A 14,769-nucleotide genomic window follows, 5' to 3' on the forward strand; every position below is an offset into this window, starting at 1 on the left:
AAAAAGAAAGTGGTTACATTACACGCGAAGAAAAATATAAAATGCGCCACTTTCCTACGCAGGTACTAGCCTGTTCAGGTTTTGAGGGTTTAAAAGTAACTACTTTATTCTCAGCCCTTATCAAGGGATCCCCTAGTGATGAATATGTATGAAAATTAATTTTAGCATAGCATATAAAAAATAATATTCAATACTAAATTTTTTTACTAGTCCATTTTTTTACTAGAAATATGGCTTGAAGTGTAGTGAATTCAAGTGTTTTTGAGAGTATAAAAAAACCATAATTTTTTTATTTTGGGATTTCTGTAAAAATTTAGGGAAATAAAAACATTTACATTTTAAATTTGCGGGTTTATATTTAGTTTGAACAATTTAATCGATTGACTAGGGGTGTCCAATTATTTGGGCTGAGAGAGAAACGTTATTAAGTTTCTTAACCCTCAGGACCTGATCTGGTTCATACCAGCGTGGGGAAGTTAGAAATTTTTCATTAATGATTATCTAATTGTTAATGTAGTTTTGCTAACACTTAGCCGGGTCTTTAAAATAAGACGCCGGCTTTTTTCATGCTTTGAATGGATTGGATTTCGTCCTTTTTAATCAAATTATAAAGGGGAATGAAATCAAATGAACAATTCTGTAAATGAAATGAATTTTTCTATCATGTCTAGTTTTTCAGGGAGTAAGAAAGTGTATGTTGAAGGATCTAGACCTGACATTAAGGTGCCAATGCGTGAGATTCAATTAAGCCCAACAACTGGCACTTTTGGCGAAGAAGAAAATGCTCCAGTTAGAGTATACGACACAAGTGGACCTTACACAGATTCAGCTAGCTCAGTTGATATTCGAAAAGGACTTAAGGCGATTAGACAAAACTGGGTAATCGAACGAAATGATGTTGAAGAGTATGAAGGGCGTGAAATAAAGCCTGAAGATAATGGATATCGAAAAGAGACAGATCAACAAAATGTTGAAGTATTTAAAGGGTTAAAAAGAAAACCGTTACGTGCAAAGGATAATCAAAATATTACTCAAATGCATTATGCTCGTAAAGGGATTATTACACCTGAGATGGAATTTATTGCGATTCGAGAAAATGTTTCTGCTGAATTTGTTCGTGATGAGGTTGCAAAAGGAAGAGCTGTCATTCCATCGAATATTAATCACCCTGAAAGTGAGCCAATGATCATCGGTCGTAATTTTCATGTGAAAATAAACGCCAATATAGGTAATTCAGCTGTCACGTCTTCGATTGAAGAAGAAGTAGAAAAAATGACATGGGCTACTCGTTGGGGAGCAGATACGATGATGGATCTTTCAACTGGGAAGAATATTCATACAACACGTGAATGGATCATCCGTAACTCACCAGTACCAGTAGGCACAGTTCCGATTTATCAAGCACTAGAAAAAGTTAATGGAATTGCTGAAGATTTAAGTTGGGAAGTGTTTCGAGATACTCTAATCGAGCAAGCGGAACAAGGGGTAGACTATTTTACGATTCACGCGGGTGTATTATTACGCTATATTCCATTAACAGCAAAACGAGTAACAGGAATTGTATCTCGTGGTGGTTCTATTATGGCTCAGTGGTGTTTAGCTCACCATAAAGAGAACTTTTTATATACTCATTTTGAAGAAATTTGTGAAATTATGAAGCGTTATGACGTAACATTCTCTTTAGGAGATGGTCTGAGACCAGGTTCAATCGCCGATGCAAATGACGAAGCACAGTTTTCCGAGTTAGAAACATTAGGCGAGTTAACAAAAATTGCATGGAAACACGATGTTCAAGTTATGATTGAAGGACCAGGACATGTACCAATGCACTTAATTAAAGAGAATATGGATAAACAATTAGAAATTTGTCAGGAAGCACCATTTTATACATTAGGACCGTTAACGACTGATATTGCTCCTGGCTACGATCACATTACATCAGCAATCGGTGCAGCAATGATTGGTTGGTTTGGTACTGCGATGCTTTGTTATGTAACTCCGAAAGAGCATTTAGGTCTTCCAAATAAAGAAGATGTAAGAGTAGGTGTTATTACATACAAAATAGCGGCGCATGCAGCTGACTTAGCAAAAGGACATCCCGGTGCACAAAAAAGAGATGATGCACTTTCAAAAGCAAGATTTGAATTTAGATGGCGTGATCAGTTTAATCTTTCTCTTGATCCTGAAAGAGCAGTTGAATACCACGATGAAACATTGCCTGCTGAAGGGGCTAAAACAGCACATTTTTGTTCAATGTGTGGTCCAAAATTCTGTAGTATGAGAATCTCACAAGATATTCGAGACATAGTAAAACAAGAAGAACTTCAGAATGATTCAACCATTGAAGAAGGAATGAAAGAAAAAGCACTTGAATTTAGAAAACAAGGCGGAGAAATCTATCAATAAGGGTGTGAGCCTTATATGAATAGGGTAGAAGAAATCATAAACGAAATAAAGAATCTAGAAAGAAATATGAATCAATTAAAAAGTGAACTGCACACAATTCAAAAAAATTGTGTGCATGATTTCCAGAAAAAAGATACGATACAAGAATGCCTTAAATGCAATCTAATCGAAAGCTTAAGTTGGTAATATGGAGTAACAAAGCAAAAACAAACCTCATTAATAAAGAGGTTTGTTTTTTACTCAAGAATTAATGTTCTGACAAACTATTGATTGAAACTTCTTCTTCTCGATCTGGTTGACCTAGCGGATAGATTCTGGCAGTTTCATTTGTCTCATCAACATGTTGAATGTAAATTGGCACTCCATTATATGTCACATTAGCCATCTCAGGTGAAGAAGCAATTTCTTGAGCGCGTTGTTTGTTCATAAGGAACCTCCTCTTAATTAAAAATAGAAACCTAACATATTATTAACAAGGGGATACCCTGAGTATTCATATTCAAGTACAAGTTTTTATATAAAAAAAAAACTCCTGTTAAAATTTAACAGGAGTTTTATAGTTTTTATTGATTACCAGTGGTGTCCATATCCATATCCATCATATCCAGACCAGCAAGCTGCTCCAACAATGATTAATAAGATGAATAGAACAACGATTAAAGCAAAACCGTTAAGATGGTGTCCGTGATGTCCAGTACTCATACATGTGACCTCCTTCATACGATATTTAAGGGAAAACTCCCTTAGGGTCATGAACTAATTGAAATTACAATTAGGAGAGGTGGATAATGTATCGTATGTTTTTTTGCCAACTATGAAACTAGTCTATAATGTAATTAGGCTTATACCTAGACGTAAGTTTTAATAAATGATTTATTTTTCCTTAGGAAGTGAAATGGCTGTTTCAACTACATAACCATTTTGAAACTTCACAGCAATTGTACCTAAATAATTGTCAGTAGGCTGGAGTGATTCGGTACAAGTAAAATATCGAATATGCACTACTTCTTTTGTATCTTTACTAATCTTTTGACAAGCAAGTAAATTACTTAGTCGTTTTAGTGCGATATCTCGTTTCACTCCAATAAGATCTTTTTTAATAAATGATTCATAATAATTTTTTAATGGGAACATTTTAACAGCTCCTGTTCATTCGAAAATTAAAATTTCTTAAGTCGTATCATATCATAAATTTTTTTTGCTGTAGATATCTATAGTTATTCTAGATTGTTTAGGAAAATATGTAACAGACAACAAAATCCCACTATAGGTTACTATAGTGGGATTTCTATACTTTTGCAGATTATTTTATTACTTATGCAGTTTGATTTGAATCCTTATCAAACTTATTTTTATTGTTTAGTTTACTATTTTTATATCCGTATGCTACGTAAATTACTAAACCGATTACTAACCAAACTACGAAACCTTTCCAAGTAAATGATGAAAGTTGAAGCATTAAATATACACAGAATACAACAGCTAATACAGGTACTACAGGTACCCAAGGAGTTTTAAATCCACGCTTTAAGTCTGGACGAGTTTTTCTTAATACAAGAATACCAAGAGAAACAGCAGAGAAAGCGAAAAGAGTACCGATATTTGTTAATTCAGCTAATTTGTTTAATGGAATTAAGCCAGCGAATAAAGCAACTAATCCGCCAGTTACCCAAGTGCTTGTTACAGGAACTGAAGTTTTCTTATTAACTTTTGATAATTTACCTGGTAATAAACCATCTTTACTGATTGCATAGAATAGACGAGTTTGTCCAAACATCATTACGATTAATACTGTTGTAATACCGATGATTGCGCCTAGTGAGATGAATCCAGCAGCCCAATCTTGGTGGATAAATGCTAGTGCAAAAGCAACAGGGTCTTTAACACCTAATTGATCAAACGGTACGATACCAGTAAGAATTAATGAAACGACAATATATAAGATTGTACAAATTGTTAAAGCAGAGATAATACCGATTGGTAAGTTGCGTTGAGGGTTTTTAACTTCCTCAGCTGCGGTTGATACTGCGTCAAATCCAAAGTAAGCAAATACTACTACAGCAGCACCAGCTGTTACTCCATGGAAGCCCATTGGCATAAATGGAGTCCAGTTATGTGGTTCAACGTACCAAACACCTACTACGATGAAAAGTGCAACTACTGCTAATTTTACAATTACCATGATCGTGTTAAGTTTTGCTGACTCTCGAACACCTCTAGTAAGAATAAACGTTACAAGTAAAACAATGATTACTGCCGGTAAATCAATAATAGTATGTTTAGAGGGATCAAATGCACTTGTTAAAGCTGTTGGAAGATTTACTCCAAAACCGTGTAATAAACTTTGGAAGTATCCAGACCATCCACTTGCAACTGCTGAAGATGCAAGTCCATACTCTAATACCATATCCCAACCTAATATCCATGCGATGACTTCACCAAAAGCAACATAACTATAAGTGTAAGCGCTACCAGCCTCTGGAATCATTGATGCAAATTCAGAGTAACAAAGTGCAGCGAATGTACAAGCTAAACCTGCGATAATAAAAGAAAGAATAAGTGCTGGACCGGCGTAATCAGCTGCTGCTACGCCAGTTAATACGAATATACCTGTACCGATGATGGCACCGATACCTAACATTGTAAGATCAAACGCTCCTAGAACTTGTTTAAGTGAACTAGGCGAACTACTGGTAACTGATTTTTTTCGAAATAAATTCATATGAGCCTCCTCTAATCCTATTTTTAGTAATTTTTTAATTTTCTATTTAAAAAGTTAATTATTTTCTAATTTTACCTTAAAAAATAGAAAATTCTGACAATTAGCTCCGAAGTAATATTATAGATTGTCTCTTAAGTGATTTTTATGATAACACACTTATTGAAATATTCAAAGAATTTTTCGACTTTTTTTTCAATTTTTTAAAAAATATGTAGTAAATTCGACATATTACTGAGTACCCAGTGGTTAGGTTAAATTGAAATAAATAGAGGCTGTGCCAAAAGTAATAATTATTCTCTTAAATAATCATAAATTCTTTGGTTTCATTTGTAATCAGTCCAAATAATTATGTTTTTGTGTTTTTTCTTCAAAAATAAAATAAACCTCCTTAATGGAGGTTTATTTTTGAGTCTTTTTTATCATTTAATGTTCTTTTAAGTGACTTAATGATACTTCTTTATCATTTTGTGGTTGATCTAGAGGATAAATTCTTGCTGTACCTTCATTTTTATTAACATGCTGAATATAAACCGGTACTCCATCGCATGTTACATTAATCATACCAGGTGCTGCTACGATTTCCAATGCTCTTTCGGTATCCATCATATTACCTCCTTTAATAACTAACCTATTTTATTATTCACATAGTAAAGTTAGAGTATTCATAGAAAATAAGTGCTTTTATTGCGGAATATGTAAAATAGGGCAAAGAGGAAGATTATTGGAGCATAATTAATTTTGTAGTCATTTCTTAACTCGTTTCTTTTCTTGTTGTATGATAGCTAAGTAAGCGAAAAATAAGATTGAACTACACATAAATAGTAAACAAAATAAGCCAAAAAGTAATTGCATATTCATACCTCCTTTTTATTATGAGAACAGAGTAAAGTATGGAACTAGTTTCAGAGCAAGAAAAAGTTTAGAAAAGGTGAGAAAATGTCTAATATTAAAGAAATTGCGAGGATTGCCGGCGTTTCGGTTACAACAGTCTCACGAGTTTTAAATGATGAACCATATGTTAGTGAGGAAAAAAGAAAAGCAGTCTTAAATGCAATTGAGCAAACCAATTACCAACGAAATCAAAATGCAGTCAATTTAAGTAAAGGTAAAACGAATTTAATTGGAGTAGTCATTCCGTTCTCGCACCATCCGTACTTTGGCTTGCTAATTGATGGGATTGCAAATGAGGCGATAAAAAATAATTATAAGCTCGTACTATTTCAATCAAATTACGAGGAGAAAAGAGAGATAGAAGCATTAGAGATGCTACAGCATAAACAAATAGACTCACTCATTATCTGTTCTAGAATTTGTTCAATTGAAATGATTGAAGCGTATAAGCAATATGGACAGATCATTTTATTTGAAGATACGAGAAATACAGGGATTTCTTCAACCTTTATCGATCATTACAATAGCTTCATGATTGCATTAGAATACTTATATAAAAAGGGTCATCGAAAAATCGGTTATTGCATTGGCCGAAGAACAGGCATGAATAGTAAGCAAAGAGAGACTGCCTATATTGATTTTCATAAGAAATATAATGAGTCAATAATTAGCGACTTCGTATTTGATAATTGTTATTATTTCGAAGATGGTGAAAGAGTTGTCCAATCTTTGTTAAATTTAAAAGAGAGACCAACAGCTTTGTTAGTAACTAGTGATCAAGTAGCTGCTGGTGTGCAAACTTGTTGTAATGAACATGGAATAGTTATTCCTCGTGATTTAGCAATAATCGGGTTCGATAATCAACCAATTGCAAAAGTAATGAAGTTAACTACAGTCGAAATTCCATTAAGGGAAGTGGGTAAGAAACTTTTTATTCAAGCGATTAATTCTGATGTTACACAAGAAGAAATTGCGTTTAAGTTAATTGAACGGCAGACCGTATAAAAAAAAGCTAGTGAGGAACTAGCTTTTTTTTATGGTTGAGGGATAGTGAAGTCCAAATATAGTCTCAAAATGTGGCCATAGTCAAAAAAATAACAAATTGTTCGTACTTTACCATGAGCATCTATTTCCAAAGAGAAACTAGCTTTTGATCGACTGATTCCATAAATGTGATTGTTCTCTAACAACTTCCATAAATTTTCTAGCAGCACGTGATTGCCATCTGTTTTTATGCCAAGACATAATCGTAGATACACTCCCTAAATTTGTATCCCAATTGATGACTTTTAGTTTTTGTTGCTTCATTTCATTTTGAACTGTTACGAGTGGGAGGATGGATATTCCAAGTCCACACATAACACATTGTTTAATTGCCTCAACACTCCAAAATTCCATTCCGGACTCAGTTGCGATTCCTTTACTTCTTAGGAATGCCTCAAAATAATCACGATAACTGCCTTGTTCTGTGAGAATGATATTTTCATTTGCATTTAGTGTAAACGATGAAAGTGTCCTAGTATCAGAAGATGGAGGTAGCAAAATGACAAGTGGTTCTTCTATTAGTGTTTCTGTATACAAATCAGAATCTGTTAATGGTGCCTGTAGGAAAAAGCCAATATCCAAATCACCTCGACGTAATTCATCTTGCAATTCCCAACATGAACCAGATTTCATCATAATATTTACTTTTGGATTTTCTAAACGAAAAGCTTGGATGATCTGTGGAAGACGATAGATTGTTAAAGATTCCGGGGCGCCAATTTTTAATGTGGTTACCTCTTCATTTTCCATTTGGAATACATCTTTTGCTTTTGAATAGAGTTGAATCATTTCAATGGCGTGAACTAAAAAGTTTTCACCGACTTCAGTCAGATAAACTTTTTTACCTAAGCGGTCAAATAAAGGCACTCCTAATTCATGCTCAAGCGCTTGTATATGTGCAGTAACTGTAGATTGTGCATATCCGAGATGGACCGCAGCTTTTGAGAACCCGCCCATATCCACTATCGATTTAAACGTAATTAAATGACGGATTTCCATTATAGCCTCCTAAGTATCGGATTTACCGATGGTTTATATCGTAACTATTCATTTTACCGATGAGAATTCGGTTCATATAATTAAAATATACGAGATGACAATTTGTTTCAATTACAATTGGAGGGATCTTTGTGGGGAATCGAAAAATTGGTTTTCTTTTGCTCAGTGGGTTAATGATTGGACCTATTTTAGGTTCGGGAATTATCATTTTACCACCTGCAGTGTATGTGGTTGCTGGTAATTATGCTATTTTTGCATGGGTTATTATGCTTGGTTTAAGTTTAATATTTGCACTAATGTTTGGTAAGCTTAGTCTGCTTATTCCAGGAGATTCTGGAGTACCATTGGCTGTTGAACGTGCTTTTGGTACACAAATAAAAAACCTCTCAGCTATTTTCTTTTTACTTGCAGTTTGTTTTGGACCAATTGCAGTTGCAGGTACAGCAGGGCATTACTTACAACTACTGACGAATCAAAGTTTCTTTAATGAAAAGTGGCTAGCTTTAGGAATACTTTGTTTTGTTTATATCATTTTAACTAGAAGCATTGCTGATGTTGGAAAATTTGCCTTTTTTATGTCTAGTTTCATTGTAGTGACACTGATCGTTGGCAGTATTCATACATTATTTACAGTTAATGGGAGCTTTACTTTATCGAATCCAATTACCGTTTCTGATTTTGGAGAAAGTTTACTATTATTATTTTGGGCGTTAATCGGGTGGGAGGTCATCGGAAGTTATTCATTAGAAGTAAAAACTCCTGAACGAACAATTCCTAAAGCAGTTGTGTTAAGTTTCTCGATTATAGCAATAGTAAGTTTAACGGTTGCCTTTGCTTTTCAGTGGATTCATTCTAAAAATGGAAATATGATGGATCAATCATTAGCACCGTTACTTCGTAGTTTATTTGGAAGTTGGTCAACTCCAATTATTTCATCAATTACAATTGCACTTTGTATTAGTACGGTTCTCCTAGTAATAGGAGCAGTCTCAAGACTAATTGCCGATCAAGCTAAAAACGGTTTATTACCTTCATGGCTATCTTTTAAAAATAAAAATAATGTAGCAACTCGATCTTTACTTAGTTTGTTTTCTATTCACATAATTGTATTTTTCCTTTATTTTAATGACTTCCTAAGTATTCAAACACTTGTAGCAATTGCAAATGCATTCTTCTTATGCAACGCTTTACTAGGAGTATTGGCATGCTTGCGATTATTTGATTCCATATTTTTTAAAATTGGTTCATTTATTCTAGCAATTTGCTTTTTAGGTATACTCTTATTTTCCTCACCAGTCATTCTAGTATTAATTATATTCGTTTCAGTGTATTTCATTTGGCTACAAAAAAGGGAATCAAAACAACATGAAAAAATTTTACAAGTTGGAAATGAATAATGGAAACTTCTATAAAAATGAAGTTTCTTCTTTTAAACTAACTTTTTATAATAATTCCTTGTAGTGCATATTTATTATTTGTTTGGAAGAATCCTTACACTAAAATTTCACAACATTTTTGCAATTTGATATATGACGAAACTATTTATTTCTATTTAATTATTGCTTTTTTGGAGTGCAAAATGGACCTATTGTTAAAAAATCAAGTATTGTTTTGTAGTAATCAGGTTTATTTATTTCTAATTCTGATATAAAGGACAATGCTTTAATAATCTAATTTTCAAGTGTTCTAGGAGCATTTTATTCCTATTGTAAAGAAATGATAAAAACTAATTTTATACTAGTGAAAAAACAAATTCAGGATTCCGTAAGTTTTACTTTCTATATTGGTTATACAATCATTTTTCTCTAATTACTTTAAAATAAATATTTATACAATTTTGTATTAGTTGTAACAAAGCATGATTATTTATTTAGTAAAATAATAAAATTCTTAACTAAATAGAGTGTGAAATTTTCCATATTTTATAAGGCTTTTAACATTAATTTTGTTTTTCTTTCAATTCGTTTAAAAGAAAATAGAATCTTAAATTCTTTACAATCAAATAATTGCTAGTTATAATGAAACCAAATTTGATAATTAGTGTCCTTCGGGGTCGGGTGAAATTCCCAACCGGCGGTGTTGTATATTTATATACTAAGCCCGTGAGCTTCATATAGATTTTTTATATGTTGCTGATCTAGTTAGAATCTAGAGCCGACAGTATAGTCTGGATGGGAGAAGGATGGAGTGCATATACGGTATGTTTGTTTTCAAAAAATAATATCCGTATAGGCTTAGTTCGTTGTGCATAATTTAAATGTACAACAATAGACGTGCTACAATATTGTCGTTTAATAGCTCATATTGTATAAGCGTTTATTTAAGTATGCTTCCTTTCTTAAACATCTATCGCCCCTTAGGAGTTTTCTAAGGGGCTTTTCACTTTTTCAAATTAATTTGAATTAGAAGGTGTGATAAGGTGGATCAACTATTTATGAAATTAGAGATGGGTCTACAAAATTATTTATCGGGCTTTTTCGAAATGAGGTGAAATAACTTGTTTACTGGAATCGTTGAAGAAATAGGAACAGTAAAAAATATCGTAAAAAAGGGTAAAACTTTAGTGCTAACAATTGGTGCATCAACCATTTTAGAGGATGTTCATCTAGGGGATAGCATCTCCGTAAATGGAGTTTGTTTAACCGTTACAGATTTTACTAAAAATGAATTTTCTGTTGATGTTATGCCTGAAACATTTCAAGCATCCAATCTAAGCTCATTGGGTTCTAGCCAAAAAGTAAATTTAGAGCGAGCAATGGCTGCAAATGGAAGGTTTGGTGGTCATATTGTATCGGGTCATATTGATGGAACAGGTAAAATCGTATCAGTTAAAGCAATGGAAAATGCAGTAATTTATAAAATTAGTATTCCAAGTCAGTTTGCTAAATATTGCCTTCAAAAAGGTAGTATAACGATTGATGGTACAAGTTTAACAATATTTGAAGTTGAAACTGATATTGTAACGATTTCTTTAATTCCTCATACTCGTTCACATACGATTTTAGGCAGTAAAAAAGTTGGCGACATTGTAAATCTTGAGTTTGATTTATTAGGTAAGTATGTCGAAAAAATGCTCGGTATGAGTGAGACGAAAAAGAGTACGGCAATAACAACTTCATTTTTATCTGAAAATGGCTATATATAAAGGAGTAAGATCATGTTCTCTAAAATAGAAGAAGCAATTGAAGACTTGAAAAATGGGAAAATTATTATCGTTTGTGATGATGAAGATAGAGAGAATGAAGGAGATTTTGTTGTTATCGGAGAATTTGCAACTCCAGAAAATATCAACTTTATGGCAACACATGGTCGCGGATTAATTTGTGCGCCTGTTTCTGAAGAGATTGCCAAAAGACTAGATTTACATGATATGGTAACAAAAAATACAGATTCTCATGGAACTGCCTTTACTGTGAGTATTGATCATATCGATTCTACTACTGGTATCTCGGCATTTGAACGTTCACATACAGTTTTACAAATGTTAAATGATGAATCAACTGGATCAGATTTTAGAAGACCTGGACATATGTTTCCTCTAGTCGCTAAAAACGGAGGAGTTGTTGAGAGACCGGGCCATACGGAAGCAGCAGTAGATTTAGCACGAATGGCTGGATCAAAAGCAGTTGGTGTCATCTGTGAAATTATGAATGATGATGGGACAATGGCAAGGGTACCGGATTTAATTCAAATCGCAAAAAAGTTTAATTTAAAAATGATTACAATTAAAGATTTAATTCATTATAGACAAGAAACTGAACAACTTGTAAAAAGAGAAGTTGAAATTAAATTACCAACTGACTTCGGTGATTTCAAGATGATTGGTTATACAAATGAGATCGATGGTAAAGAGCATGTTGCGATTGTAAAAGGGAAAGTTGACGATGGTGAACCAGTACTTGTCCGTATTCATTCGGAATGTTTAACTGGAGATGTATTTGGCTCATGTCGTTGTGATTGCGGACCTCAGTTGCAATCAACATTATCGATGATTGAAGAAGCAGGAAAAGGTGTCATTGTTTATATGCGACAAGAAGGCCGAGGGATTGGCTTACTTAATAAGTTACGAGCATATAAGTTACAGGAAGAAGGCTTTGATACTGTTGAAGCAAATTTAAACTTAGGATTTGATTCAGATTTAAGAGATTACGCGATTAGTGCCCAAATTATTAAAGATTTAGGTATCACGAATATCGAACTTGTAACGAACAATCCAGCTAAAATAGATGAATTAAAATCATATGGATTACAAATAAATAATCGAGTACCGATACAAGCAGAAATGAAAAGTGAAAACGAAAAATATTTATATACAAAAATTGAAAAAATGGGACATTTATTAAACTATTAATAGGGAGAGATAATCATGAAATTCGAAGGAAATTTAGTAGGATCTGGACTTAAAGTTGCGGTAATCGTTGGACGTTTTAATGAATTTATTACATCAAAACTACTTGGTGGTGCAGAAGATGCTCTTTATCGTCACGGTGTAGAAGAATCAGATGTTGATGTTATTTGGGTACCTGGAGCATTTGAAATTCCGTTAGTAGCAAAAAAACTTGCTGATTCAAAAAAATACGATGCAATCATTACACTAGGAACAGTTATTCGTGGGGCAACTACTCATTACGATTACGTATGTAATGAAGTAGCAAAAGGTGTCGCTGCGATTACTTTACAAACTGGTATCCCTGTCATTTTTGGTGTATTAACAACAGAAAATATTGAACAAGCAATTGAAAGAGCTGGTACAAAAGCTGGTAATAAAGGTTGGGATGCTGGTATTTCAGCAATTGAGATGGCTAATTTATTAAGAACTTTAAACTAAGTATAAATATATAAGTATAAATATAATAGAAGAAACTGATTAAGGAGAGGTGAATTTTACCTCTCTTTTCTTTTTACTAAAAAGGTTTTTTTATAAATTAAAGCGTCTGAATATTTGTTTAATCTTCTAGAAATATGGTAGTGTAAATTTTAGTAAAAGTTAGTTTGGAGGTGGAAATTAAATGTTATTTTTTCTAATTTTTATATTGCTAGTTATCATTGTAACAATATTTTTAAATACATATCCTCATTTTGGGAAGAAATATTCAAAGGATAAAATGGAGTCATTTAATGCCTTAGATCATTATAAAAATGGTAAGTTTATAAATCAAATTCCTACGAGTATGAGTATGGATTTTAAAACAAATATTTCAATGCTTAGAGACTTTGTTAAGAAAAATACGAACCGTACACCTAAAGCTGGGATCCCTATGGAGAGAATCGATGTTTCATTTTTCCATTCAAAAAATAACGACTCAAAAGTTACTTGGTTTGGGCATTCAGCTTTATTTATTCGAATCGATGGAAAAAATATTTTAATTGATCCAATGTTTGGGAACGCACCAACCCCATTTCCGCAATTTGGTGGTAAAAGATATAGTGGAGGTTTACCTATTGAGATCAATGAATTACCAAAAATAGATGCTGTCATATTATCGCATGACCATTATGACCATCTAGATTACGGTACTATAAAAAAAATCAAACATAAAGTCGATCGATTTATTGTTCCTCTTGGTGTAGGGAGTCACTTGATGAGCTGGGGGGTACCAATAGAGCGTATTTCTGAACATAACTGGTGGGATGAATTTAAATTTGATCAATTAACATTAGCCTGTACGCCAGCAAGACATTTTTCAGGAAGAAGCTTAACTGATCGCAACAATACATTGTGGTGTTCATGGGTCATCATTGGTGAGGATACGAAAATTTACTTTAGTGGAGATAGTGGTTATGCACCTCATTTCAAAGAAATAGGGGGAAAATATGGACCGTTCGATCTAGCTTTAATGGAATGTGGTCAATATGATAGACGATGGTCTGCCATCCATATGCTGCCTGAAGAAACAATTAAAGCTTTTATTGACGTAAAAGGTGAAGTTCTTGTACCAATTCATTTTGGCGCTTTTACATTAGCATTTCATGACTGGAATGAACCAATTAATAGAGTTGTGGAGGCTGCTAAAGAACATGAAGTAAAGTATTCTACACCTAAAATTGGTGAAACAATTAATATTAGTAAAGGCGAATATCCTAATTCTATTTGGTGGAAGTAGTAAATCTATTCGAAAAAAAAGGATTGCACCTTTGTTTCTAGAATAATTAATAAAACAATTTTTTGAGGAAGTGATGATTGTGGAAGCATTAAAAGAAAGTGCACAAAACGTACAAGATTTAATCATTGAGTTAGGTTATTCAAATAAAGTCATTGAACTACCAAATAGTGCAAGAACTGCTAAGGAAGCGGCTGATGCGTTAAATTGTGAAGTGGCTCAAATAGCAAAGTCTATTATATTCAGATTAGAAAGCTCAAATAGTCCTGTACTAATCGTAGCAAGTGGTATTAATCGAGTAAATGAGAAACAAATCGAGAAAATACTTAATGAAAAATTAGGTAAAGCAGATGCTGATTTTGTACGTGAACAAACAGGATTCGTAATTGGAGGGGTATCACCAATTGGTCATAAAAACAAAGTAATGACATTTATTGACGAGGATCTATTACAGTATAAGGAAGTATGGGCTGCTGCTGGTCATCCAAAAGCAATATTTCAGTTAACACCTAATGAATTGATTGAGATGACAAAAGGTAAAGTTGTAAAAATTAAATAATAGAAAGCTTAAACTTTCATTATTTTAGGCACATTCAAGTGTAATAA

The 14,769-nt window shown here is 33.2% G+C and carries 14 protein-coding genes and 3 riboswitches; of the genes, 8 read left to right on the forward strand and 6 right to left on the reverse strand.

The window, feature by feature from the left end:
• Positions 1 to 34: 34 nt before the first annotated feature.
• Positions 35 to 144, reverse strand: a riboswitch (TPP riboswitch).
• Positions 145 to 376: 232 nt separating this feature from the next.
• Positions 377 to 491: riboswitch (TPP riboswitch) on the forward strand.
• A 136-nt stretch (positions 492 to 627) separates the two neighbouring features.
• Positions 628 to 2,406 carry a phosphomethylpyrimidine synthase ThiC gene (gene thiC, locus ACSBO6_RS03380; protein WP_098845429.1) on the forward strand — a complete coding sequence of 593 codons (1,779 nt, stop codon included), beginning with the start codon at positions 628 to 630 and terminating at the stop codon, positions 2,404 to 2,406.
• A gap of 247 nt (positions 2,407 to 2,653) precedes the next feature.
• Here the strand turns inward: thiC and ACSBO6_RS03385 are convergent, their stop codons facing one another.
• The 5 genes from ACSBO6_RS03385 to ACSBO6_RS03405 form a co-directional block, all read right to left on the reverse strand.
• Complete coding sequence (locus tag ACSBO6_RS03385; protein ID WP_056467551.1) at positions 2,654 to 2,833, reverse strand: small acid-soluble spore protein H; 180 nt, start codon at positions 2,831 to 2,833, stop codon at positions 2,654 to 2,656.
• Positions 2,834 to 2,976: 143 nt separating this feature from the next.
• On the reverse strand, positions 2,977 to 3,108 hold the full coding sequence (locus ACSBO6_RS03390; RefSeq protein WP_088014171.1) for a YjcZ family sporulation protein: 132 nt from the start codon (positions 3,106 to 3,108) through the stop codon (positions 2,977 to 2,979).
• 171 nt (positions 3,109 to 3,279) lie between these two features.
• Positions 3,280 to 3,540: a hypothetical protein gene (locus ACSBO6_RS03395; protein ID WP_098845431.1), complete on the reverse strand. Its 261-nt coding sequence runs from the start codon at positions 3,538 to 3,540 to the stop codon at positions 3,280 to 3,282.
• A gap of 181 nt (positions 3,541 to 3,721) precedes the next feature.
• Positions 3,722 to 5,128 (reverse strand): branched-chain amino acid transporter BcaP, encoded by a 1,407-nt coding sequence (bcaP, locus tag ACSBO6_RS03400; protein WP_098845432.1) that lies wholly within the window; start codon positions 5,126 to 5,128, stop codon positions 3,722 to 3,724.
• Between the two features lie 423 nt (positions 5,129 to 5,551).
• Positions 5,552 to 5,731, reverse strand: a complete 180-nt coding sequence (locus ACSBO6_RS03405; RefSeq protein WP_056471502.1) for an H-type small acid-soluble spore protein — start codon at positions 5,729 to 5,731, stop codon at positions 5,552 to 5,554.
• A 333-nt stretch (positions 5,732 to 6,064) separates the two neighbouring features.
• Between ACSBO6_RS03405 and ACSBO6_RS03410 the strand changes: the two genes are divergently transcribed.
• Positions 6,065 to 7,024, forward strand: coding sequence for a LacI family DNA-binding transcriptional regulator (locus ACSBO6_RS03410; protein WP_098845433.1), 960 nt, complete (start codon positions 6,065 to 6,067; stop codon positions 7,022 to 7,024).
• Between the two features lie 138 nt (positions 7,025 to 7,162).
• On the opposite strand, the gene ACSBO6_RS03415 is transcribed toward ACSBO6_RS03410, so the two are convergent.
• Entirely contained in the window at positions 7,163 to 8,062 is a 900-nt protein-coding gene (locus ACSBO6_RS03415; RefSeq protein ID WP_098845434.1) for a LysR family transcriptional regulator, read from the reverse strand.
• 131 nt (positions 8,063 to 8,193) lie between these two features.
• Between ACSBO6_RS03415 and ACSBO6_RS03420 the strand changes: the two genes are divergently transcribed.
• From ACSBO6_RS03420 to ACSBO6_RS03445, 6 genes are all read left to right on the forward strand, one after another.
• The gene (locus ACSBO6_RS03420) at positions 8,194 to 9,459 is read left to right on the forward strand and encodes an APC family permease (RefSeq protein WP_098845435.1); all 1,266 of its coding nucleotides are present in this window, start codon (positions 8,194 to 8,196) and stop codon (positions 9,457 to 9,459) included.
• A gap of 642 nt (positions 9,460 to 10,101) precedes the next feature.
• Positions 10,102 to 10,249, forward strand: a riboswitch (FMN riboswitch).
• A 310-nt stretch (positions 10,250 to 10,559) separates the two neighbouring features.
• Positions 10,560 to 11,207: a riboflavin synthase gene (gene ribE, locus ACSBO6_RS03425; RefSeq protein WP_098845436.1), complete on the forward strand. Its 648-nt coding sequence runs from the start codon at positions 10,560 to 10,562 to the stop codon at positions 11,205 to 11,207.
• 12 nt (positions 11,208 to 11,219) lie between these two features.
• Complete coding sequence (locus ACSBO6_RS03430; RefSeq protein WP_098845437.1) at positions 11,220 to 12,413, forward strand: bifunctional 3,4-dihydroxy-2-butanone-4-phosphate synthase/GTP cyclohydrolase II; 1,194 nt, start codon at positions 11,220 to 11,222, stop codon at positions 12,411 to 12,413.
• Positions 12,414 to 12,428: 15 nt separating this feature from the next.
• Positions 12,429 to 12,890 (forward strand): 6,7-dimethyl-8-ribityllumazine synthase, encoded by a 462-nt coding sequence (gene ribH / locus ACSBO6_RS03435; RefSeq protein ID WP_088014180.1) that lies wholly within the window; start codon positions 12,429 to 12,431, stop codon positions 12,888 to 12,890.
• A gap of 277 nt (positions 12,891 to 13,167) precedes the next feature.
• Entirely contained in the window at positions 13,168 to 14,166 is a 999-nt protein-coding gene (locus ACSBO6_RS03440; protein ID WP_483295173.1) for an MBL fold metallo-hydrolase, read from the forward strand.
• A 73-nt stretch (positions 14,167 to 14,239) separates the two neighbouring features.
• On the forward strand, positions 14,240 to 14,722 hold the full coding sequence (locus tag ACSBO6_RS03445; RefSeq protein ID WP_180232875.1) for a YbaK/EbsC family protein: 483 nt from the start codon (positions 14,240 to 14,242) through the stop codon (positions 14,720 to 14,722).
• Positions 14,723 to 14,769 lie beyond the last annotated feature (47 nt).

It is taken from the genome of Bacillus sp. AL-1R, from assembly GCF_052180195.1.
In the GTDB taxonomy this organism is placed as follows: Bacteria; Bacillota; Bacilli; order Bacillales; family Bacillaceae_G; genus Gottfriedia.

Coding starts and splice junctions, on each gene's coding strand:
- thiC (WP_098845429.1), top strand. CDS start 628: ATGAACAATTCTGTAAATGAAATGAATTTTTCTATCATGTCTAGTTTT.
- ACSBO6_RS03385 (WP_056467551.1), bottom strand. CDS start 2,833: ATGAACAAACAACGCGCTCAAGAAATTGCTTCTTCACCTGAGATGGCT.
- ACSBO6_RS03390 (WP_088014171.1), bottom strand. CDS start 3,108: ATGAGTACTGGACATCACGGACACCATCTTAACGGTTTTGCTTTAATC.
- ACSBO6_RS03395 (WP_098845431.1), bottom strand. CDS start 3,540: ATGTTCCCATTAAAAAATTATTATGAATCATTTATTAAAAAAGATCTT.
- bcaP (WP_098845432.1), bottom strand. CDS start 5,128: ATGAATTTATTTCGAAAAAAATCAGTTACCAGTAGTTCGCCTAGTTCA.
- ACSBO6_RS03405 (WP_056471502.1), bottom strand. CDS start 5,731: ATGGATACCGAAAGAGCATTGGAAATCGTAGCAGCACCTGGTATGATT.
- ACSBO6_RS03410 (WP_098845433.1), top strand. CDS start 6,065: ATGTCTAATATTAAAGAAATTGCGAGGATTGCCGGCGTTTCGGTTACA.
- ACSBO6_RS03415 (WP_098845434.1), bottom strand. CDS start 8,062: ATGGAAATCCGTCATTTAATTACGTTTAAATCGATAGTGGATATGGGC.
- ACSBO6_RS03430 (WP_098845437.1), top strand. CDS start 11,220: ATGTTCTCTAAAATAGAAGAAGCAATTGAAGACTTGAAAAATGGGAAA.
- ribH (WP_088014180.1), top strand. CDS start 12,429: ATGAAATTCGAAGGAAATTTAGTAGGATCTGGACTTAAAGTTGCGGTA.
- ACSBO6_RS03440 (WP_483295173.1), top strand. CDS start 13,168: ATGGAGTCATTTAATGCCTTAGATCATTATAAAAATGGTAAGTTTATA.
- ACSBO6_RS03445 (WP_180232875.1), top strand. CDS start 14,240: ATGATTGTGGAAGCATTAAAAGAAAGTGCACAAAACGTACAAGATTTA.